This is a genomic window from Paucibacter sp. PLA-PC-4, assembly GCF_026241155.1.
Lineage (GTDB): Bacteria > Pseudomonadota > Gammaproteobacteria > Burkholderiales > Burkholderiaceae_C > Roseateles_E.
Genome location: NZ_JAPFGP010000004.1, coordinates 59,708 through 81,153 on the forward strand (window position 1 = coordinate 59,708; position 21,446 = coordinate 81,153).

General features: G+C 63.0%; 21 protein-coding genes and 6 tRNA genes. 18 read left to right on the forward strand and 9 right to left on the reverse strand.

Going from position 1 to position 21,446, the window contains the following annotated elements; translation table 11 throughout:
• The first annotated feature begins 1 nt into the window (after position 1).
• The 16 genes from truA (at position 2) to OOZ63_RS07385 (ending at position 10,982) form a co-directional block, all read left to right on the forward strand.
• A complete protein-coding gene (gene truA, locus OOZ63_RS07310) occupies positions 2–790 on the forward strand; it encodes a tRNA pseudouridine(38-40) synthase TruA (RefSeq protein ID WP_266004783.1) in 789 nt (262 codons plus the stop codon).
• 15 nt (positions 791–805) lie between these two features.
• A complete protein-coding gene (locus tag OOZ63_RS07315) occupies positions 806–1,450 on the forward strand; it encodes a phosphoribosylanthranilate isomerase (protein ID WP_266004784.1) in 645 nt (214 codons plus the stop codon).
• Between the two features lie 13 nt (positions 1,451–1,463).
• Positions 1,464–2,711, forward strand: coding sequence for a tryptophan synthase subunit beta (gene trpB, locus OOZ63_RS07320; RefSeq protein WP_266004785.1), 1,248 nt, complete (start codon positions 1,464–1,466; stop codon positions 2,709–2,711).
• The gene (trpA, locus tag OOZ63_RS07325; RefSeq protein WP_266004786.1) at positions 2,708–3,511 is read left to right on the forward strand and encodes a tryptophan synthase subunit alpha; all 804 of its coding nucleotides are present in this window, start codon (positions 2,708–2,710) and stop codon (positions 3,509–3,511) included. Before trpB ends, trpA begins: the two co-directional genes overlap by 4 nt.
• Positions 3,512–3,532: 21 nt before the next feature.
• On the forward strand, positions 3,533–4,405 hold the full coding sequence (gene accD, locus OOZ63_RS07330; RefSeq protein ID WP_266004787.1) for an acetyl-CoA carboxylase, carboxyltransferase subunit beta: 873 nt from the start codon (positions 3,533–3,535) through the stop codon (positions 4,403–4,405).
• Positions 4,406–4,472: 67 nt separating this feature from the next.
• Positions 4,473–5,789 (forward strand): bifunctional tetrahydrofolate synthase/dihydrofolate synthase, encoded by a 1,317-nt coding sequence (folC, locus tag OOZ63_RS07335; protein WP_266004788.1) that lies wholly within the window; start codon positions 4,473–4,475, stop codon positions 5,787–5,789.
• A gap of 38 nt (positions 5,790–5,827) precedes the next feature.
• Positions 5,828–6,559 carry an SPOR domain-containing protein gene (locus OOZ63_RS07340; protein ID WP_266004791.1) on the forward strand — a complete coding sequence of 244 codons (732 nt, stop codon included), beginning with the start codon at positions 5,828–5,830 and terminating at the stop codon, positions 6,557–6,559.
• Positions 6,560–6,565: 6 nt separating this feature from the next.
• Positions 6,566–7,054 (forward strand): CvpA family protein, encoded by a 489-nt coding sequence (locus OOZ63_RS07345; RefSeq protein ID WP_266004792.1) that lies wholly within the window; start codon positions 6,566–6,568, stop codon positions 7,052–7,054.
• A gap of 39 nt (positions 7,055–7,093) precedes the next feature.
• Positions 7,094–8,608, forward strand: a complete 1,515-nt coding sequence (gene purF, locus OOZ63_RS07350; protein WP_266004793.1) for an amidophosphoribosyltransferase — start codon at positions 7,094–7,096, stop codon at positions 8,606–8,608.
• Between the two features lie 51 nt (positions 8,609–8,659).
• Positions 8,660–10,051, forward strand: a complete 1,392-nt coding sequence (gltX, locus tag OOZ63_RS07355) for a glutamate--tRNA ligase (RefSeq protein WP_266005099.1) — start codon at positions 8,660–8,662, stop codon at positions 10,049–10,051.
• Positions 10,052–10,144: 93 nt separating this feature from the next.
• Positions 10,145–10,220 (forward strand) — tRNA-Ala (locus OOZ63_RS07360).
• Between the two features lie 70 nt (positions 10,221–10,290).
• Positions 10,291–10,366 (forward strand) — tRNA-Glu (locus OOZ63_RS07365).
• 70 nt (positions 10,367–10,436) lie between these two features.
• Positions 10,437–10,513: transfer RNA gene (locus OOZ63_RS07370), tRNA-Asp, on the forward strand.
• 94 nt (positions 10,514–10,607) lie between these two features.
• A tRNA-Ala gene (locus OOZ63_RS07375) sits at positions 10,608–10,683 on the forward strand.
• 67 nt (positions 10,684–10,750) lie between these two features.
• A tRNA-Glu gene (locus tag OOZ63_RS07380) sits at positions 10,751–10,826 on the forward strand.
• Between the two features lie 79 nt (positions 10,827–10,905).
• A tRNA-Asp gene (locus OOZ63_RS07385) sits at positions 10,906–10,982 on the forward strand.
• A 109-nt stretch (positions 10,983–11,091) separates the two neighbouring features.
• On the opposite strand, the gene lexA is transcribed toward OOZ63_RS07385, so the two are convergent.
• On the reverse strand, positions 11,092–11,802 hold the full coding sequence (lexA, locus tag OOZ63_RS07390) for a transcriptional repressor LexA (RefSeq protein ID WP_266004794.1): 711 nt from the start codon (positions 11,800–11,802) through the stop codon (positions 11,092–11,094).
• A gap of 76 nt (positions 11,803–11,878) precedes the next feature.
• On the opposite strand from lexA, the gene OOZ63_RS07395 reads away from it, so the two are divergent.
• Complete coding sequence (locus OOZ63_RS07395) at positions 11,879–12,817, forward strand: asparaginase (RefSeq protein ID WP_266004795.1); 939 nt, start codon at positions 11,879–11,881, stop codon at positions 12,815–12,817.
• Between the two features lie 46 nt (positions 12,818–12,863).
• Here OOZ63_RS07395 and OOZ63_RS07400 read toward each other — a convergent pair whose 3' ends face one another.
• Both OOZ63_RS07400 and OOZ63_RS07405 read right to left on the reverse strand, forming a co-directional pair.
• Complete coding sequence (locus tag OOZ63_RS07400; protein ID WP_137940555.1) at positions 12,864–13,289, reverse strand: organic hydroperoxide resistance protein; 426 nt, start codon at positions 13,287–13,289, stop codon at positions 12,864–12,866.
• An 11-nt stretch (positions 13,290–13,300) separates the two neighbouring features.
• Complete coding sequence (locus OOZ63_RS07405; RefSeq protein WP_266004796.1) at positions 13,301–13,798, reverse strand: MarR family winged helix-turn-helix transcriptional regulator; 498 nt, start codon at positions 13,796–13,798, stop codon at positions 13,301–13,303.
• Between the two features lie 67 nt (positions 13,799–13,865).
• Between OOZ63_RS07405 and OOZ63_RS07410 the strand changes: the two genes are divergently transcribed.
• Positions 13,866–14,219 (forward strand): DUF1304 domain-containing protein, encoded by a 354-nt coding sequence (locus OOZ63_RS07410; RefSeq protein ID WP_266004797.1) that lies wholly within the window; start codon positions 13,866–13,868, stop codon positions 14,217–14,219.
• A gap of 13 nt (positions 14,220–14,232) precedes the next feature.
• Here OOZ63_RS07410 and OOZ63_RS07415 read toward each other — a convergent pair whose 3' ends face one another.
• The 6 genes from OOZ63_RS07415 to dapC are packed head-to-tail and all read right to left on the reverse strand — an operon-like array spanning position 14,233 to position 21,444.
• A complete protein-coding gene (locus OOZ63_RS07415; RefSeq protein ID WP_266004798.1) occupies positions 14,233–16,215 on the reverse strand; it encodes an ABC-F family ATP-binding cassette domain-containing protein in 1,983 nt (660 codons plus the stop codon).
• Positions 16,212–17,090 (reverse strand): 50S ribosomal protein L3 N(5)-glutamine methyltransferase, encoded by an 879-nt coding sequence (prmB, locus tag OOZ63_RS07420; RefSeq protein ID WP_266004799.1) that lies wholly within the window; start codon positions 17,088–17,090, stop codon positions 16,212–16,214. Before prmB ends, OOZ63_RS07415 begins: the two co-directional genes overlap by 4 nt.
• Positions 17,087–18,235, reverse strand: a complete 1,149-nt coding sequence (gene dapE / locus OOZ63_RS07425; RefSeq protein WP_266004800.1) for a succinyl-diaminopimelate desuccinylase — start codon at positions 18,233–18,235, stop codon at positions 17,087–17,089. The genes prmB and dapE overlap by 4 nt, the downstream gene beginning before the upstream one ends.
• Positions 18,232–19,389: a PilT/PilU family type 4a pilus ATPase gene (locus tag OOZ63_RS07430; protein WP_266004801.1), complete on the reverse strand. Its 1,158-nt coding sequence runs from the start codon at positions 19,387–19,389 to the stop codon at positions 18,232–18,234. Before OOZ63_RS07430 ends, dapE begins: the two co-directional genes overlap by 4 nt.
• 25 nt (positions 19,390–19,414) lie before the next feature.
• Positions 19,415–20,233, reverse strand: coding sequence for a 2,3,4,5-tetrahydropyridine-2,6-dicarboxylate N-succinyltransferase (dapD, locus tag OOZ63_RS07435; protein WP_266004802.1), 819 nt, complete (start codon positions 20,231–20,233; stop codon positions 19,415–19,417).
• Between the two features lie 5 nt (positions 20,234–20,238).
• Positions 20,239–21,444: a succinyldiaminopimelate transaminase gene (gene dapC / locus OOZ63_RS07440; protein ID WP_266004803.1), complete on the reverse strand. Its 1,206-nt coding sequence runs from the start codon at positions 21,442–21,444 to the stop codon at positions 20,239–20,241.
• Positions 21,445–21,446 lie beyond the last annotated feature (2 nt).

Sequence of the window (21,446 nt, forward strand, 5' to 3'; positions counted from 1 at the left end):
AATGACATCAAGGGTGGCGCTGGGCGTCAGCTACCGCGGCAGCCGCTACAAGGGCTGGCAAAGCCAGCCGGGCGGTGGCACCGTGCAGGATGAGCTGGAAAAAGCCCTGGCCCAGTTTGCCGCGCATCCAATCCGCACGATCTGCGCCGGCCGCACCGATGCCGGCGTGCATGGACTCAACCAGGTTGTGCATTTCGATGCCCAGGTGGATCGCGACCCTTTCTCATGGATACGTGGCACCAATCGCTATCTGCCACCCGATATCGCAATCCAGTGGTGTGTTTTCCCCGGCGCCGACTTCCATGCCCGCAACCATGCGCGGGGCCGGCGCTATGCCTATTTGCTGCTGGAGTCGGCGGTGCGGCCGGCAATTGAGAGCGGCTCGGCGGGGTGGGTATTCCGTCCACTCAATGGCGACGCAATGCGCGCGGCCGTCGAGGTGCTGCTGGGCGAGCACGACTTCAGCTCCTTCCGCTCGGTTGACTGCCAGGCCAAGTCGCCGATCAAAACCCTTCGCGGGATCCAGATCAGCAAGCGCGGCGCCTACTGGCGCTTCGAGTTCGATGCCTCGGCCTTTTTGCACCATATGGTGCGCAACATCATGGGCTGTCTGCTGGCAATCGGCAGCGGCACGCGCTCAGTTGAATGGCTGGCTGGGGTTCTGGCGGCGCGCGACCGCAAGGTGGCAGCGCCGACCTTTGCCCCCGACGGCCTGTACTTCATCGGCCCGTACTACGATGCCGAGCTGCAACTCCCCGAGCATGTGGCGGCGCTGGACTGGCTGCCCTGAGTAAAAAACAAACGCATGAGCCGAACCCGTATCAAGATCTGCGGCCTGACCCGCGGGGCCGATATCGACGCTGCCGTCCAGGCCGGTGCCGATGCCATCGGCTTTGTGTTCTACGAAAAGAGCCCGCGGTATGTGACGCCCGACCGTGCGGCCGAGCTGGCACAGCGGCTGCCCCCCTTCGTGACACCGGTGGGGCTGTTCGTCAACGCCAGCGACGAGCAACTGGCGGCGGGGCTGGCCGCGCTGCCAAACATGCTCTTGCAGTTCCATGGCGACGAGAGCCCGCAAGACTGCGAGCGGGCAGGGCGACCCTGGCTGCGCGCCGCGCGCATGCACTCCGGCTTTGATTTGCTAGACTTCGCCCATCAGTACTCAGGTGCCCAGGCCATTCTGCTCGACGCGCATGTCGACGGCTATGGCGGCGGTGGAAAGGTTTTCGATTGGTCACTCATTCCAAAAAACGTGCCCTCTCCAGTCGTTTTGTCTGGTGGGTTGCATGCCGGAAATGTGCTGACCGGCGTTCTTCAGGTACGGCCGTGGGCCGTTGACGTGAGTTCCGGCGTCGAGCAGGCCAAGGGCCTGAAGGACGTCGACATGATCCAGCAGTTCTGTGCCGTCGTCCGCGCTGCGGATAGACAGATCGAACTGCAGCAAACCTGAAGAGAAAACCGACATGAAGACCTATGACCAACCCGATGCCCGCGGGCATTTCGGCCCCTATGGTGGGCGCTTCGTCGCCGAGACCCTGGTTCATGCCCTCGACGAGCTGAGCGAGGCCTATGCCCACTACAGCAAAGATCCCGAGTTCGTCGCCGAGTACAAGAAGGAACTGACCCATTTCGTTGGTCGCCCTAGCCCGATCTATTACGCCGACCGTCTGAGCCGCGAACTTGGCGGCGCGCAGATCTACCTGAAACGCGAGGACTTAAACCACACTGGCGCGCACAAGGTCAACAACACCATCGGCCAGGCGCTGTTGGCCAAGCGGATGGGCAAAAAGCGCGTGATCGCCGAGACCGGTGCCGGCCAGCACGGTGTGGCCACTGCGACGATCTGCGCCCGCTACGGCATGGAGTGCGTTGTCTATATGGGCAGCGAGGACGTCAAACGCCAATCGCCCAATGTCTACCGGATGAATCTGCTGGGTGCGCGGGTCGTGCCGGTCGAGTCCGGCAGCAAGACCCTGAAGGACGCACTCAACGAAGCGATGCGTGATTGGGTTACCAATATCGAATCGACCTTCTACATCATCGGCACCGTGGCCGGCCCGCATCCCTATCCGATGATGGTGCGCGACTTCCAGCGCGTGATCGGCGATGAATGCCTGACCCAGATGCCTGAGATGATTGGCCACCAGCCTGATGCAGTGATCGCCTGCGTCGGCGGAGGCTCGAACGCCATCGGCATCTTCTACCCCTACATCCCCTATGAGGGCGTGCGCCTGATCGGTGTCGAGGCGGCCGGGGAGGGGGTGGACAGCGGCAAGCATGCGGCAACGCTGTCGGCAGGCAGTCCTGGCGTGCTGCATGGCAACCGCACCTATCTGCTGCAGGACGCGAACGGCCAAATCACCGAGACGCACTCGATTTCCGCCGGCCTGGACTATCCGGGCGTCGGCCCCGAGCACGCCTATCTCAAGGACATTGGCCGGGCCGAGTATGTCGGCATCACCGACAAGGAGGCGCTGCAAGCCTTCCATCGCCTGTGCCGCACCGAGGGCATCATCCCGGCTCTGGAGTCCAGCCACGCACTGGCCTATGCGATGAAGCTGGCGCCGACCTTGTCGCCGGACAAGACCTTGCTGGTGAACCTGTCTGGCCGCGGCGACAAGGACATCGGCACCGTGGCCGACTTGTCGGGGGCGGAGTACTTTGACCGGCCCTCGATGGCCGGCCACAGCGTGAAGGGTGGTGTGCAATGAGCCGCATCGCGACCGCCTTCACGGCTTTGCAGGCCCAGGGCCGCAAGGCGCTGATCCCTTTTGTCACTGCCGGTGATCCTTATCCCGACGCGACCGTCGAGCTGATGCTGGCGATGGCCGAGGCCGGTGCCGATGTGATTGAGCTGGGTGTGCCGTTTTCCGATCCGATGGCCGATGGTCCGGTGATCCAGCGCGCCGGCGAGCGGGCGCTCAAGCACAGCATCGGCCTGCCTCAAGTGCTGGACTATGTGCGCGGCTTCCGCGCGCACAACAACACAACGCCCGTGGTGCTCATGGGCTATGCCAATCCGGTCGAGCGCTATGGCGTCGAGCCTTTCGTCAGCGATGCCAAGGCTGCGGGCGTGGACGGCGTGTTGATCGTCGACTACCCGCCCGAGGAGTGCGAAATCTTCGCGGCCGCGCTGCGCGCGCAAGACCTGGACCCGATATTTCTGCTGGCGCCGACCTCCACCGAGGAACGCATGGCCCGCATCGGCCAGTTGGCCAGCGGCTATGTCTACTATGTCTCGCTGAAGGGCGTGACCGGGGCCGGCCATCTGAACACGGCGGCTGTGGCCGAGATGATTCCGCGCATCCGCCGCCATGTGACGGTGCCGGTGGGGGTGGGCTTCGGCATCCGCGACGGGGTCACAGCGAGGGCCGTGGCCGACCATTCCGATGCGGTCGTGATTGGTTCGCGCCTGGTCGAATTGCTGGAGGTCCAGCCGCGCGATAATGTCGCCGCAACCGGCGCCCAGTTCATCCGGGATATCCGCCAGGCGCTCGACGCGCCCCACTGACTGATAAAGGAGCCTGCAACCATGAGTTGGCTTGAGAAACTTCTGCCGCCCAAGATGCAGCAGACCGACCCGAATGAGCGCCGCACGGTGCCCGAGGGGCTGTGGATCAAGTGCCCGTCCTGCGAGACGGTGCTCTACAAGACCGATCTGGAGCAGAATGTCAATGTCTGCCCCAAGTGCAGCCATCATCACCGCATCGGCGCGCGAGCACGCCTGAACGCCTTTCTCGACGGCGAAGGTCGCTATGAGGTGGGCCAAGAGGTGCTGCCAGTCGACGCGCTGAAGTTCAAGGACAGCAAGAAATATCCCGACCGTCTCAAGGAAGCACTGGAGAACACCGGCGAGACCGATGCGCTGATCGTGATGGGCGGTGCCGTGATGAGCGTGCCTGTTGTTGTGGCCTGCTTCGAGTTCGACTTCATGGGAGGCTCGATGGGCTCGGTGGTCGGCGAGCGTTTTGCGCGCGGCGTCGAGACGGCCATCGAGCAGAAGACCCCCTTCATCTGCTTCACCGCCACCGGCGGCGCGCGGATGCAGGAGGGTTTGCTGAGCCTGATGCAAATGGCCAAAAGCAATGCGGCGCTGACCCGTCTGGCCAAGGCAAAATTGCCCTATATCAGCGTGCTGACCGATCCCACGATGGGGGGGGTGTCGGCCAGCTTCGCCTTCGTCGGCGATATCGTGATTGCCGAGCCCAAAGCCCTGATCGGCTTTGCGGGCCCGCGAGTGATCGAGAACACGGTGCGCGAAAAGCTGCCGCCGGGCTTCCAGCGCGCCGAGTTTCTGATGGAAAAGGGCGCGGTGGACATGATCGTCGACCGCCGGGAGCTGCGCGAGACCATTGCACGCCAGTTGGCGATGCTGCAGCGGCAGAGCACCGACGCGGTGGCCTGAACGCCGTCAATCCCTGTAGACGCAGCGGCCAGGCTGGACAGCCTGGCCGTCTTCATTTGGACATGGCATGAAGAAGAATCTGGACGACTGGCTGGCCCACTGCGAGCGATTGCACCCCAAGGAGATCGACATGACGCTGGCGCGGGTGCAGCGCCTGCGTGAAGCCATGGGGCTGCAGTTCGAGGCGCCGGTCGTGATGGTTGCCGGCACAAACGGCAAGGGCTCGACCTGCGCGATGCTGGAGTCGATTGCCTTGCAGGCCGGCTACCGGGTTGGGCTGTATATCAAGCCGCATCTGGTGCATTTCCAGGAGCGCTGTCGTGTGGCCGGCGCGCCAGTGGAGGCCGATTCCCTGCTGCCGCACTTCGAGGCCGTCGAAAAGGCGCGAGGTGATCTGGCGCTGACCTATTTTGAGTTCACGACCCTTGCCATCATGAGCCGGATGGCGGCCGAGCCGCTGGATCTGGTGATTCTGGAGGTGGGCTTGGGCGGACGGCTTGACGCCGTCAACTGCGTCGATGCCGATTGCAGCGTGATCACCAGCATCGACCTGGATCACACCGAGTTTCTGGGCCCCGACCGGGAGTCGGTCGGGCATGAGAAGGCTCACATCATGCGAGCTGGTCGGCCTGTGGTGGTCAGCGATCCGGTCCCGCCGGCCTCTGTGGCGGCTTACGCGAGCAAGATTGGCGCCGACTTGCGCCAGCTGGGACAGGACTTCAGCTACAACGGCGACCGCCAGCAATGGCAGTGGGTGGGCCGCGAGCGCCGCTTCAGCGGCCTGGCCTACCCCTCGCTACGCGGTGTCAACCAGCTGCTGAATGCGGCCGGCGTGCTGGCGGTGTTCGAGGCCTTGTACGAGCGGCTGCCAATCAGCGCGCAGGCGGTGCGCACTGGCCTGGCCCTGGTCGAGCTGCCGGGGCGCTTTCAGGTGTTGCCGGGCCAGCCGGCACTGGTGCTGGATGTCGCGCATAACCCGCACGCGGTGGCGGCGCTGGCGCAGAACCTCGATCAGATGGGCTTCTTCCCCTGCACCCGGGTGGTATTCGGCGCGATGGCTGACAAGGACCTGGCGCAGATCATCGGGCGCATCTCGCACCTGGTCGATGTCTGGCATTTCACAGACCTGGACCTGCCGCGTGCGGCCAAGGCTGAGGCCCTGGCCAAGCAGTTCGAGGCCATGCGCGCCGCCGGCACCATCAAGACCCCGGCCGCAGTGGTCGTGCATCGGCATGCGGACCCCATGCAAGCACTGAGCGCGGCTGCGGCCGAGTCAGACCCCGCTGATAGAATTCTGGTCTTCGGTTCCTTCTTCACCGTGGGCGGCGTGCTCAAGCACGGTATCCCTCGATTGGCCGCCGGCAAGCCAGCCGCTGGCGCCTGAGTACTCTCTCCAACACGCACTGTCCGACTCTCCAGCTCATGGGTTTGCTGTCTTTTTTCAAACGCTCGCCCGATCAAGCCGCGGCAAAACCGGTCTCGGACACTGTGGTGCAGCAGCTGCGGGTGAGGGCACGCCGACGCCTGATTGGCGCAGCGCTGCTGGTGGGCGTTGGCGTGATTGGCTTCCCGCTGATCTTCGAGACCCAGCCGCGCCCCATCCCAGTCGATCTGCCGATTGATATTCCTCGCAAGGAAGCCATGCCGGCCGTGGTGATTCCCCCGGCATTGCCTGCGTCCTTGCCGGCCGCGGCAGAAACGCCTGTGGCCCAGGCGCCCTCAGAGGCACCGACTGTGATTACTGAGCCCAGGCCCGACCCGGTGGAAAGAACTATCGAAAAGCCGGCAGACAAGCCCAAGCCGCTTGAGAAACCTGTCGAAAAGAAGCCCGTCGAGACGGCTCAGCCGAAGTCGCAGGAGTCGGCACGTGTGCAGGCCTTGCTGGAAGGTAAACCGGCCGAGAAGAAAACTGACACCAAGACGGACGGGCGTTTCATCGTCCAAGTCGGTGCCTATGCCGATGGCAAGGCCGCCCAGGAGGCGCGCATGAAAGTCGAGCGTATGGGTTTGAAGACATATACGCAGGCCGTGGAGACGGCGGATGGCAAACGCATCCGGGTTCGGGTCGGCCCCTTCGGCAGCCGCGAGGAGGCCGACAAGGTAGCAGCCAAGGTTCGCGGCGGCGGCTTGTCGACGGCCGTGTTGACGCTTTGATGCACCATGGGTTGGGTCGATCTGGTCCTGCTGGGTATCTTGGTTGTTTCGGTGCTGCTAGGCCTGTGGCGCGGACTGGTATTCGAAGTCCTGTCGATCCTGGGTTGGGTGGTGGCCTACTTCGCCTGCCCATATTTCGCTCCTTTCATTGCGAACTGGCTGCCGCAAGACAAGCTGGCTCCGAATTTGTTGTATGCCCTGAGCCTGGTGCTCGCCTTCATGCTGATACTGCTGTTGTGGGGGCTGTCGGCGCGGCTGCTGCGGGCCCTGATCCACGCGACGCCGCTGAGCATCATCGACCGGGTGCTGGGCGGAGGCTTCGGCGTGCTGCGCGGCGTGCTGATCGGCATGCTGGCGGTGGTGCTGGTCAGCATGACGCCAGCCGCGCGCTCCGCGCCCTGGCAGGATTCTCAGGTGGCGCCCTGGCTGCAGGCCGCTTTGCATCTATTCACGCCGGTGCTGCCGGACGAAGTGCTCAAGTTCATCCCGGTCTGAGCCGCGGCTTCAGATCTATCACGACAAGGAAGTAGTCCCATGTGTGGCATCGTCGGAGTGATTTCTCGCTCGCCGGTCAATCAGCTGATCTATGACGCCTTGCTGCTGCTGCAGCACCGCGGCCAGGATGCTGCCGGCATCGTCACCATGCAAGGCAACAAGTGCTTCATGCACAAGGCGCGCGGCATGGTGCGTGATGTGTTCCGCACCCGCAATATGCGGGCGTTGCCGGGTTCCATCGGCCTGGGCCAGGTACGCTACCCGACCGCAGGCAATGCCTACAGCGAAGAAGAGGCCCAGCCCTTTTATGTGAACGCGCCGTTCGGCCTGGTTTTGGTGCACAACGGCAATCTGACCAATGCGCACGCGCTGAAGAAGGAACTGTTCGACATCGACCGCCGCCACATCAACACCGAGAGTGACACCGAGGTGCTGATCAACGTCGTCGCCCACGAGCTGGAGCTTGCTGCGCGGGACCTACCGGTGACGCCCGAGGAAGTGTTTAAGGCGGTGCGGGCGGTGCACAAGCGCATCAAGGGTTCGTATGCGGTGATCGCGCTGATCGCCGGCCACGGCCTGCTGGCTTTCCGTGACCCCTACGGGATCCGCCCCTTGTGCTTCGGCCAGGCGGCCGACGGCGAGATCATGGTGGCCAGCGAAAGCGTCGCGCTGGAGGGCACCGGCCACCAATTGATCCGCGACGTGGCGCCGGGCGAGGCGATCTTCATCGACATGAACGGCCAGATGCACACGCAGCAGTGTGCCGACAGCCCGACCCTGAACCCTTGCATGTTCGAGTTCGTCTATCTGGCGCGCCCGGACTCGGTGATGGACGGCATCTCGGTCTACCAGGCCCGGCTGAATATGGGCGAGACCCTGGCTCAGCGGCTGATCTCCACGATGCCGCCCAGCGATATCGATGTCGTGATCCCAATTCCCGAGTCGAGCCGGCCTTCGGCGATGCAACTGGCGCACCGCATCGGCAAGCCCTATCGCGAGGGCTTTGTGAAGAACCGCTATGTCGGCCGCACCTTTATCATGCCGGGGCAGGGCGCGCGCAAGAAGTCGGTGCGCCAGAAGCTCAATGCGATTGGCTTGGAGTTCAAGAACCGCAACGTGCTGCTGGTCGATGACTCTATCGTGCGTGGCACTACCTCCAAGGAGATCGTCCAGATGGCCCGCGAGGCCGGCGCCCGCAAGGTCTACCTTGCCTCGGCCGCTCCGCCAGTGCGCTACCCGAATGTCTACGGCATCGATATGCCCACCAGCGAAGAGCTGATCGCGCACAACCGATCGATCGAGGAAATCCGCCAGTACATCGGCGCCGATGCACTGATCTACCAGGACGTCGATGCAATGAAGCGCGTGGTCGCGGCACTGCGGCCAGGTTTGAACGGTTTCGAAGCTTCCTGCTTTGACGGCAGCTACATCACCGGCGATGTCTCGCCGGAGGACTTCGCGACGATGCAGGAGCAGCGCAAGTCGCAGGGCGAGGAAGAGGACGGCCCGGCCCGCACCCGGCTGGCCTTGCAAAGCGGCACGGAGCAGAGCTGAGCTGAGTACCGATCCCGAAGACGATGGACACCTGATCTCGACATGACACCAATTACCACCCCTGTACGTACGCGAATTGCTCCTTCGCCGACCGGCTTTCTGCACCTGGGTACCGCCCGCACGGCGCTGTTCTCCTGGGCCTATGCCCGTCACCACGGGGGCCAGTTCGTGCTGCGCATCGAAGACACCGATGTCGCGCGCTCGACCCAGGATTCGGTGGACCAGATTCTGGCCGCGATGCAGTGGCTGGGGCTCGAATATGACGAGGGCCCGATCTACCAGATGCAGCGCCTGGCGCGCTACAACGAGGTGATTGAGCAGATGATCGCCGCCGGCACCGCCTACCGCTGCTACTGCACGCCCCAGGAGCTAGATGCGATGAAGGCCGGGCAGGAAGCGCGCGGCGAGAAGCGCCGCTACGACGGCACCTGGCGTCCGGAAGCCGGGAAAGTTTTACCCGCCGTTCCCGAGGGCGTCAAGCCGGTTGTGCGTTTCAAGAACCCTATCGACGGAGACGTGAGTTGGGTTGATTTGTGCAAGGGCACGATCACGATCAACAACCGTGAGATCGACGATCTGATCATTCAGCGCACGGATGGCGTGCCGACCTACAACTTCGCCGTGGTCATCGACGACTGGGACATGAAGATCAGCCATGTGTTCCGTGGCGACGAGCATGTCAACAACACGCCCTGGCAGATCAATATCTTCAACGCGCTGGGCGCGCCGCTGCCTGCCTTTGGTCATGTGCCGGTGATCCTTGGCGACGATGGCCAGAAGCTGAGCAAGCGCCGCGGTGCAGTCAGCGTCACCGCCTATGAAGAGAACGGCTATCTGCCCGAGGCGATGCTGAACTATCTGTCGCGCCTGGGCTGGAGCCACGGCGATGACGAGCTGTTCTCGCGCGAACAGCTCGTCAGCTGGTTCGACGGTTCGCACCTCTCCAAGAGCCCGGCGCAATGGGATCCGGCGAAACTGGAGTGGGTCAACAGCCACTACATCAAGCAGGCTGACGACACGCGTCTGTCGGCCCTCGTCGCGGCGCAACTTGCCAAGCGCGGGATCAGCGCCGATCTCGGCCGGCTGCCGGCCATGTGCGCGCTGTTCAAGGATCGCTGCGCGACCACTGTGGTGCTGGCGGATTGGCTAGCCATGTATTTTGCGCCGGCGCAGCCCACTGCCGAGGATCTGGCCGGCCATGTCAGCGACGCGGTGAAGCCCGCGCTCGCAACATTAGCCGCCAAGCTCGTCGATGCCGAGTGGAACAAGACTGGCATCCAGGCTGCGATCAAGGAAACCATCACGGCCCACAGCCTGAAGATGCCGCAATTGGCGATACCGGTTCGCGTGCTGGTGTGTGGTCGTGCACAAACTCCGTCACTCGACGCCGTGCTGGAACTGTTCGATAAAGAAAATGTGGTCGAACGCTTGCGCTGCGCATAAAAATCGTTCTATACTCTATGTCTCGCTTGAACAGCGCGATACACAAAGAACAGCAAGCAGCGAAGAGTAATCGAAGCCGTTTGCATGATCTGAGGGGGTATAGCTCAGCTGGGAGAGCGCTTGCATGGCATGCAAGAGGTCAGCGGTTCGATCCCGCTTACCTCCACCAAATGTTCAGGCATCTGGGTATTTGGTTGGCGCGCAGTTCAAGTATGAGGAAGTAGTATTAAGAAGGTTTAGTCCCCTTCGTCTAGAGGCCTAGGACACCACCCTTTCACGGTGACTACAGGGGTTCGAATCCCCTAGGGGACGCCAAGTTTGATAAACTTGATAGCTGCTGCGATATATAATGTATAATGCAGCAGTTGTGAAATTATCCCACTGCGGAGTGGTAGTTCAGTTGGTTAGAATACCGGCCTGTCACGCCGGGGGTCGCGGGTTCGAGTCCCGTCCACTCCGCCAAGGTTTGCCCGATTTTTATCGGTAAGCGGCCATTAAGTTGGCCGCTTGTATTTTGAGAGAGATTACTGCTCGATGAGCGCGTCGCCCGGATTTTGGGGGTATAGCTCAGCTGGGAGAGCGCTTGCATGGCATGCAAGAGGTCAGCGGTTCGATCCCGCTTACCTCCACCAAGTCACCTTAGTGTGGCGGTGGCGCGCGACTCGGGCAGCGAAGTAGAAGAAGTAATTAGAAGGTTTAGTCCCCTTCGTCTAGAGGCCTAGGACACCACCCTTTCACGGTGACTACAGGGGTTCGAATCCCCTAGGGGACGCCAAGTTTAATAAGGCTTGGTAGTTCTTACAGCGTTTGCTGCAAGCAACTACAGAACTTATTCGATAGTCGCAAGATTATCTGGAGTGGTAGTTCAGTTGGTTAGAATACCGGCCTGTCACGCCGGGGGTCGCGGGTTCGAGTCCCGTCCACTCCGCCAACATTTGAAACCCTGGAAGCGTAAGCCTCCAGGGTTTTTTCTTGTTCGCTGAGATATACCAACTGTTTGCAGAGTCATCGTCCCTGCAAACTCCATCGCGCGCGAAGTATCAGAAGGCTATCTGCCCGCGGATCAAACCTACGGCCAAACCTTCCAGTGCGAAACTCTCATCCCCGGCTGCGACCAAGATGGGTTCGAAGTCTGGGTTTTCCGCCAGCAACTCAATGCCACCGCTGCGGCTGCGTTTGAAGCGTTTGACCGTGACCTCATCACCCAGTCGCGCGACGACAATCTGGCCATTCTTGGCTTCACTGGCCTTTTGCACCGCCAGTAGATCCCCGTCCATGATGCCAATGTCCTTCATGCTCATGCCGCGCACCTTCAGAAGGAAATCGGGGCGGCGCGCGAACATGCTGCTCTCGACGGTGTAGCTCTGTTCGATATGCTCCTGCGCAAGGATGGGGTGGCCGGCCGCGACGCGCCCGACAAGGGGGAGGGTGAGTTGAGACAGATTCGGAATGGGCAGCGAAAACTGGAAGTCCTCACGTGCGCGGCGCTCCTGGTGCAAGGCTTTCAAGGTGTCCGACTTCAGTCGGATGCCGCGCGAGGTTCCTCCGACCAACTCGATCACGCCCTTACGCGCCAATGCCTGCAGATGCTCCTCGGCAGCATTGGCTGAGCGGAAACCCAGCTCGTTGGCGATCTCGGCACGGGTCGGCGGCGCACCGGTCTGCTCGATAGCCTGACGCACTAAGTCAAGGATCTGCTGCTGGCGTGCCGTTAATTTAACGGTGGAAAGACTGGGGCTGATATCGTCCATGCTGGGCTCGCAGACATCTGGGAAAGATGCGCCTGAGTATATATCCAGTAACTGTTCATTCATCCAGGAAGTGACTGTGGTTAGCAAGAACAAGCCTCTTATCGTGATCCTGGGCACCGGCGGCACGATTGCTGGCCAGGCTGGCACGGCCTCCGACAACGTCGGCTACAAAGCCGCCCAACTGGGCGTAGAAGATCTGGTGTTGGCGGTGCCGCCGCTGGCGCAGCGGGCACTAGAGGCCGAGCAAGTGGCCCAGATCGACAGCAAGGACATGGATTTCACCACCTGGCAGCGGCTGGCCGAGCGCGTGGCCCACCATCTCGCGCGTGACGATGTGGCCGGGATCGTGATCACCCATGGCACCGATACGTTGGAAGAGACGGCATATTTCCTCCACCGCGTGCTGGCGCCGCGCAAACCCGTGGTGTTGACGGCTGCGATGCGACCGGCAACGGCCCTGCAGACGGATGGGCCGCAGAACCTGCTCGATGCCGTCAGCGTTGCAAGTGATGAACGCTCGCAAGGCGTACTCACCGTGTTTGCGGGTGGCGTTCATGGGGCCGAGCAAATCCGCAAGGTACACAGCTACAAGGTCGATGCCTTTGCTTCGAGCGACGGGGGCTTGGTCGCTGTCGTGGAAGAGGGGGTGCTGCGGCCCTTAGGCGCGTGGCCGGATGCGCAGGGTGGCGTCGGTTTGTCGCGTATTGGCAAGCCCCCTGCGGCCTGGCCACGCGTGCAGATCGTCCTGAACCACGTGGGCGCCGATGCTGCTGTCGTGCAGGCCTTGCTGGCCCAGGGCGTCGATGGTCTGGTGGTGGCCGGCACCGGCAATGGCACGCTATCGGTCGCGCTGGAGCAGAGCTTGCGAAGCGCCCAGCAGCAGGGAGTCAAGATTGTGCGCAGTACCCGCTGCGATGCTGGTCCAGTCACGCCAGCGGCTGCGTCCCTGCCCAGCGCCGGCGCGCTGAGCCCGGTCAAGGCGCGTATCGAGCTTTTGCTTGAATTGCTCGCCTGAGAACGGCAACGGGGGCCGTGGCCCCCGCTTGAAACGAACAAGGTGATTAGACGATGGTCAGGCTCACGTCGATGTTGCCGCGCGTTGCATTGGAGTATGGGCAGACCTGGTGGGCGGCGGCCACCAAGGCTTCGGCCTGGCTGCGCTCCAGACCCGGCAGGCTGATCTTCATGGCGACCTGGATGCCGAAGCCGGCGGGAATTGGGCCAATGCCCACTTCAGAGGTGATGGACACATCGGCCGGCACAGCGATCTTGATCTTGCCGGCCACGGCCTTCATCGCGCCGATGAAACAGGCCGAGTAGCCGGCAGCGAACATCTGTTCAGGGTTGGTGCCCGAACCGCCGGCGCCGCCCAGTTCCTTCGGCGTGCTCAGCGTAACGCTCAGTGCGCCGTCGGACGAGGAAGCCTTGCCTTCACGACCGCCGGTGGCGGTGGCGGTGGCGGTGTAGAGAACTTTATCGAGTGCCATGGTGCGTGTTCCTATAAGGAGTGGTGGTTGAGCGAAGAAAGGTTGGCGCCGGAGAGCTGCTTGCGCAGCTCATGCAGGCGTCGGGTCAGGGAGACGAGCTCATCGAGCGAGCAGGCGCTGGCGCAGGCGAGCTGGGGCGGAATGCCCACGGCCTGGGCTTTCAGTGCGCGGCCGGCATCGCTGAGGAAGATATCGACGCGGCGCTCGTCGTCCTGGGCGCGGCGGCGGTTGATCAATGCGCCGGCCTCTAGACGTTTGAGCAAGGGAGTCAGGGTGCCGGAGTCCAACGAGAGCCGCTGGCCCAGGGTGGAAACGCTGATGCCGTCCGCTTCCCAAAGCACCAACATCACCAGGTATTGGGGGTAGGTCAGGCCCAAGGGCTCCAGCAGGGGCTTGTAGAGCTTGGTCATGGCCAGCGAGCTGGCGTACAGCGCGAAGCACAGCTGCTGGTCCAGCTGCAGCCATTGCTCGGCCTTGCTCGGTGCTGCGGTGGTCTTGTTGCGTGGCATGGGTGATAATGTATTCTGCAATTAAATTGCACACAACTTAAATGGTTATTCAAGTTAGGGAGACGAGATGACGTTGATAGCGAACCTGCTAGTGGCCCTGGTGGCCGCCCTGCATCTGTATTTTCTGGTGCTGGAGATGTTCTACTGGACCAAACCGCTGGGCCGCAAGGTCTTCAGACTGACACCCGAATTCGCTGAGGCGAGCAAGACCCTGGCCGCCAACCAGGGTCTCTACAACGGCTTTCTGAGTGCGGGCCTGCTCTGGGGTCTGGCGAGCGGCAACACCGCGAACCAGCTCTTCTTCCTGGGCTGCGTCGTGGTTGCGGGCGTCTATGGCGCGGCCACCGTCGGCAAGAAGATCCTTTTCGTGCAGGCCTTGCCGGCGGCGCTGGCGATCGCGGCCGTACTGGTTGCGCGCTGACAGGGTAGAAGACTCAAGCGGCGGCCTGAATCGCGTCGACCTGCGCGCTCAGTTCCAGCCAGCGCAGCTCCGCAGCCTCCAATTCATCATGGATGGCTTTCAACCGCTTGCCTAGTTCGGCGATCTGGACCGGCGTGGAGCTGCCGGCAGCCAGCTGGGCTTCCAGCGCACTGCGCTCATCGGCCAGTTGATTGAGCTTGGCGTCGATGCCTTCCATTTCCTTGCGCATTGGTTTGGTCTGCTCGGCCAGGCGCTGGCGAGCCTGGCCACTGGCCTTGCGGTCCTCGCGAGCAGCGACGCTCGCGGGCGCGGGGGCAGCCGTGACCACCGGAGCAGGCGCTGCGGCAGCGGGCAGCTTTGCGGCCTTCTTGGCGGCCTCTTTGGCAGCTTTGGCGGCCTCTTTGGACTGATCCAGCAGCCACTTCTGGTAGTCGTCCAAGTCACCGTCAAACGGGCCGACCACGCCCTTGCTGACGAGCCAGAACTCGTCGCAGACCTCGCGCAGCAGGGCGCGGTCATGGCTGACCAGCATCACCGTGCCCTCGAACTCGTTGAGCGCCATCGACAGCGCCTCGCGGGTGTTCAGGTCCAGATGGTTGGTTGGCTCGTCCAGCAGTAGCAAGTTTGGGCGCTGCCAGACCAGCATGGCGAGCACCAGCCGCGCCTTCTCACCGCCTGACAGGCTGCCGACCTGTTGGTTGACCATTTCGCCGACAAAGCGGAACTGGCCCAGGAAGTCACGCAGCTCTTGCTCACGCGCGCCGGGACTCACCTCCTTGGCCAAGCGGATCATGTGCGACAGCGGACCCTCTTCGGGCCGCAACACGTCCATTTCCTGCTGCGCGAAGTAGCCGATCGACAGGCCCTTGCCCTCGGTGATCTTGCCGCCCATCGCACGCTGCATGCGCGCCACCGTCTTCACCACCGTGGACTTGCCCTGGCCGTTGGCTCCCAGAATGCCTATGCGCTGGCCGGCCAGCACGGAGCGGTTGATGCCGCGCACGATAATGTTCTCGACGCCCTCAACCTCGTAACCACAGGCCACCTCGTCGAACATCAGCATCGGGTTGGGCAGACTGACCGGCTCGCGGAACTCGAAGCTGAAATCGGCCGAAGCCAGCACCGGCGCCAGCTTCTCCATGCGCTCCAGCGCCTTAACCCGGCTTTGCGCCTGCTTGGCCTTGCTGGCCTTGGCTTTGAAGCGGTCGATGAACTTCTGCAGGTGTGCGATGCGGTCCTGCTGCTTGCCGAAAGCGGCCTGCTGCAAAACCATACGCTCAGCCCGCATCGACTCGAAGGCCGTGTAGTTGCCGCCGTAACGCATCAGCTTGGCCTCATCCAGATGCAGGGTCACCTTGGTAATAGCATCTAGGAACTCGCGGTCATGGCTGATGATGATCAGCGTGCCTTCGTAGCGCTGCAACCAGGCCTCCAGCCAGACCAGTGCGTCCAGATCCAGGTGGTTGGTCGGCTCATCCAGCAGCATCAGATCGGCAGGGCACATCAGCGCCCGCGCCAGCTGCAAGCGCATGCGCCAGCCGCCCGAGAAGCTGTTGACAGGCGCGTCGACCTGTTCGCCCTTGAAGCCCAGGCCCATCAACAGGGCTTGCGCGCGCGGCTTGGCATCGAAAGCACCGGCATCCATCAGCAAGGCATGGGCATCGGCCATCGCGTGGCCGTCCTCGGCCGCTTCCGCTTCGGCCAAAGCCTGGCGTGCCGCCATCAGGCGGATGTCGCCTTCCAGCACATAGTCGGTGGCCGGCATCTCGGTCTCGGGCATGTTCTGGGCGACCTCGCCGACGGCCCATTGGCGCGGAATGTCGACCTCGCCCTTGTCGCTTTGCAGGCGGTCGGTCAGCAGCGCAAACAGGCTGGACTTGCCGGCGCCGTTGCGGCCGACCAGGCCGATTTTTTCGCCCGGCTGCAGGGTGACGCTGGCGTCATCGAGAACGATCTTGGTGCCGCGACGCAGCGTGATGTTACGCAGCGTGATCATGATGCGGACAGGCCTTGGGTCAATGCTTCTTGGGTAATCAACAACACTTGCTCTTCTCCGGCCGATGTCTCCATCCAGGCCACTTCCAGTTGCGGGAATGCCGCTTCAAAAAACTCGCGCTCGTTGCCGATCTCCAGCACCAGCACGCCGTGCTTGCTCAGGTGGCCACAGGCATCAGCCAGCAGCTGACGCACAAAGTCCATGCCGTCGGCGCCGCCCGCCAGCGCCAGCGCGGGCTCGGCACGGTACTCGGCGGGCAGCTTGGCCATCGAGGCGCTGTTGACGTAAGGCGGGTTACACAGGATCAGGTCGTAGACGCCATCGGCCGGTTTCAAACCATCGCCCTGCAGCAATCGGATGCGCTCCTGCAAGCCGTGCCTATCGACGTTGATGCGGGCAACTTCCAGCGCCTCGTTGCTCAGATCGATCGCATCCACGCTCACCTCCGGCCAGGCCATCGCGGCCAGCACCGCCAGGCTGCCGTTGCCGGTGCACAGGTCCAGCACTCGCGTCGTCCGGTCCGACAGCCAGGCATCGATGCTGGCATCAGCGATCAGCTCAGCGATAAAGCTGCGCGGCACGATTGCACGCTCGTCAACGTAGAAAGGTACGCCCTGCAGCCAGGCTTCGCGGGTCAGGTAGGCGGCCGGCTGGCGGCTGGCGATGCGCTCGGTCACCAGGGTTTCGATCTCGCCGAGCTGCGCCGGGCTCAGGTCTTGCTCGGCGTGCTCGTCCAAAGAGTCCAGCGGAAGGCTCAGGCGCCACAGGCACAGCCAGGCGGCTTCGTCAAAGGCATTGTTTGTGCCATGCCCAAAAGAAACGCCCGCCTCGGTCAGGCGGGCGGCTTGGGCCTCGATACAGGCGATCAGGTTCACAGCAGCAGGTTCTCCAGCGTGCGTCGGTAGACATTCTTCAGCGGCTCAACACAATCGGCCGGCACATACTCGTCGATCTTGTGGATGCTCGCGTTGATGGGGCCGAACTCCAGCACCTGGGGGCAGATCTTGGCGATGAAGCGCCCGTCAGAGGTACCGCCGGTGGTGGATAGCTGCGGCTCCAGACCGGTCTCGCTGCGGATGGCCGCACGCAGCGCCTCGCTGAGATTGCCCACCGGCGTCAAAAAGGGCTCGCCGCCCAAAGTCCAGCTCAGCGAATACTCCAGCCCATGACGGTCCAGCAGGGCGTGTACCTTGGACTTCAGACCCTCGGGAGTCGACTCGGTGGAGAACCGAAAATTGAAGTCAATCACCAGTTCGCCCGGGATCACATTGGTTGCGCCGGTGCCTGCGTTGATGTTCGAGATTTGGAAGGTGGTGGCCGGGAAATAGGCGTTGCCGCGATCCCATTCGGTGGCCGCCAGTTCGGCCAGCGCAGGCGCAGCCTGGTGCACCGGGTTGCGGGCCAGATGGGGGTAGGCCACATGGCCTTGCACGCCCTTGACCTTGAGCTTGCCGCTGAGCGTGCCACGGCGGCCGTTCTTGATCATGTCGCCCAGGGTCTCGACCGAGGTCGGCTCGCCGACGATGCAATAGTCCAGTCTCTGGCCCCGCGCTTTCAGCAACTCGCAGCAGACCACCGTGCCATCGGTCGCCGGTCCTTCTTCGTCGCTAGTCAACAAGAAGGCGACGCTGCCCTGGTGACCGGCATGCGCCGCGACAAACTCTTCGGCCGCCACCACCATAGCCGCCACAGAGCCCTTCATATCGGCTGCGCCGCGGCCATAAATGCGGCCCTCGCGGTAGCTGGGAACGAAGGGGTCGCTGGTCCAGGCGGCCAGCGATCCGGGCGGCACCACATCCGTATGGCCGGCAAACATCAGGACCGGACCGTCCGCGGCCGCGCCGCGCCGCAGCGCCCACAAATTACTGACCCGCGCGTTGTCTGGCCCGCTGTCCATGCGTTCGATCTCGAAGCCGCAGGCGCTCAGGCGTTCGGCGATCAGCGCCTGGCAACCCGCATCAGCGGGAGTGACCGAGGGCCGGGCGATCAGGGCCTCAAGAAGGGCAAGTGTGGAGCTCATTCGGTACGCACATCCAGGGTGATTTCTGTGAAGCTGGCGTGGTCACTGGCCGGCTCCTCTTTCTTGTTGCCGTTCTGGCCGCTGGCAGGGGCGGCATCGTTTTGCAGCCGCCACAGCAGATTGGTCGGCGAGTCAGCGAAGGCCAGGCCTTCCTCGCGAGTGATCGTGCCCTCCTTGATCAGCTTGGCGAAATGCTCCTCGAAGGTCTGCGAGCCTTCGGCGATGGACTTTTCCATCGCCTCCTTGACGGCACCGAAATCACCTTGCTCGATCAGCTCTGCGATCAGCTTGGTGTTCAGCAAAATCTCGGTCACCGGCACCCGGCCGCCAGCCGCCGCGCGCACCAAGCGCTGCGAGACCACGGCCTTCAGACCAGCACCCAAATCGTTCAGCAGGGCCGGACGTGACTCCGGCGTATAGAAGGACAGGATGCGGTTTAGCGCGTGATAGCTGTTGTTGCCGTGCAGAGTCGCCACCACCAGATGGCCGGACAGCGCATAGGAGATCGCCGCCGTCATCGTTTCGCGGTCACGAATCTCGCCGATAAGGATGCAGTCAGGCGACTGGCGCAGCGCGTTCTTCAGCGCGATCTGTAGCGAGGCGGTGTCGCGACCAACCTCGCGCTGATTGACCACGGAGCGCTTGTTGGTGAACAAATACTCCAGCGGGTCCTCGATGGTGAGAATATGGCCGGACATGTTCTGGTTGCGCTGTTCCAGCATCGCAGCCAGCGTGGTGCTCTTGCCAGTGCCGGTGGCGCCCACCATCAGGATGAGACCGCGTTTTTCCTGGATGAGCTTGCCGAGAATGGGCGGCAGGTTCAGACTGTCCAGGGTGGGGATATCGTGCGGGATGTGACGAAACACCGCCGCGATCGAGCCACGCTGGCGAAAGCCGGAGAGTCGGAAGCTACCAACTTTGGAGATCGCCACCGCCATATTCAGCTCACCGGTGGCGTCGAGCTCGCCGAGCTGGTTCGCGTCCACCACCTCGGCAATCAGCTGGCGCGGCTGCGAGGGCGTCAGCAGCTGGTCGGACAGCTGCAATATCTGGCCGTTAATGCGGATCAGCACCGGCATATTGGCCGAGAGATAGGCGTCGGACGCACCCTTCTCGGCCATCAGCCTGAGGATGCGTTCCATGTTTCCACTCATGCCGGTGCTCCCCGTAGTCGCCCGATCAGGCGCGCAGCAGATCGTTGATGCTGGTCTTGGCGCGGGTGCCGGCGTCGACCTTCTTAACGATGATGGCGGCGTACAGGCTGTACTTGCCGTCATTCTTTGGCAGCGAGCCGCTGATCACGACCGAGCCGGCCGGCACACGACCATAGGACACCGTATCGGTCTCGCGGTCATAGATCGGTGTGCTCTGGCCGATGTAGACGCCCATCGAGATCACCGAGTTCTCCTCGACGATCACGCCCTCGACCACCTCAGAGCGGGCGCCGATGAAGCAGTTGTCCTCAATGATGGTCGGATTGGCCTGCAACGGCTCCAGCACGCCGCCGATGCCGACGCCGCCGCTCAGGTGCACGTTCTTGCCGATCTGGGCGCAGGAGCCGACGGTGGCCCAGGTATCCACCATCGTGCCTTCATCGACATAAGCGCCGATGTTCACGTAGCTGGGCATCAGGATCACATTCTTAGCCTGGAAGCTGCCGCGGCGCGCGACGGCCGGTGGCACGACGCGCACACCCGTGGCACGGATGGCGGCCTCGTCCATCTGGCCGTATTTGCTGGGTACCTTGTCGAAGAAGGTCAGGGCGCCATCACCCATCAGCTGGTTATCGTTCAGACGGAAGGACAGCAGCACGGCTTTCTTGACCCACTGGTGCACAGTCCACTGGCCCACGGCCTGGCGCTCGGCCACGCGCAGGCGACCCGCGTCCAGTTCGGCGATCACATGTTCGACGGCCTCGCGCACAGCGCCAGTGCTGCCGGTGTTCAGGGAGGCGCGGTCTTCCCAGGCCTGTTCGATGGTGGTCTGCAGTTGCGTCATTTTGTTCAGAGCGATTGCTTGAAGAGAGATGTGAATTCGGCGATGCGCTGAGCGGCTTCAACGCATTCTGATACTTCGGCCACCAGGGCCATGCGGATGCGGCCAGCGCCGGGATTGACACCGTGGGCCTCGCGGGCCAGCAAGCTGCCGGGCAGCACCGCAACATTGTATTGAGCCAGCAGTTGCTGGGCGAATCCGATGTCGTCACCGCCAGGGACGGCCGCCCACAGATAAAAGCCTGCGTCAGGCAGGGCCACGTCCAGCACGGCCGACAGGATGGTCGTCACCTGCGCGAACTTGGCGCGGTACTGCTCACGGTTCGCGACCACATGGGCCTCGTCGTTCCAGGCAGCGATGCTGGCGGCCTGGACGATGGGGCTCATCGCGCTGCCGTGATAGGTGCGATAGAGCAGAAACTTCTTGATGATGGCGGCGTCGCCGGCCACGAAGCCCGAGCGCATTCCCGGGACGTTTGAGCGCTTGGACAGGCTGGTGAAGGCGATCAGATTGCGGAAGTCGCTGCGACCCAGCTTGACCGCTGCCTCCAGGCCGCCGAGCGGCGCCTCATCACGGAAATAGATCTCTGAATAGCACTCGTCGGACGCAATCACAAAGCCGTGCTTGTCGCTCAGCTCGAACAGCATACGCCACTCGTCCAGCGGCATCACCGCACCGGTAGGATTACCAGGCGAGCAGACATAGAGCAGCTGGGTACGGGCCCAAGTCGCAGCGTCGATCTCGGCCCAGCTGGCGGCGAAATTTCGGGCCGGGTCGCTATTTGCGAAGGCGGTCTGCGCGCCGGCCAACAGCGCCGCGCCCTCGTAGATCTGATAGAAGGGATTCGGGCACACGACGGTGGCACCGGGGCGCGTCGGGTCGATCACGGTCTGCGCCAGCGCAAACAGGGCCTCGCGCGAACCGTTGACCGGCAGCACCTGGCTGGCCGGATCCAGGCTCAGCGCGTAGCGGCGCCGGATCCAGGCACAAAGGGCTTCGCGCAGCGCCGGCTCGCCAGCGGTAGCCGGGTAGCCGGACAGGCCCTTGAGGCTGGCCATCAAGGCCTCCTCGATCAGTTTTGGGGCCGGGTGCTTGGGCTCACCGATGCCCAGGCTGATGGCGCGGTAGGCCGGGTTGGGCGTGATGCCCTTCATCAGCGCACGCAGGCGCTCGAAGGGGTAGGGATGGAGCTTGTCCAGCAAAGGGTTGTGCATGT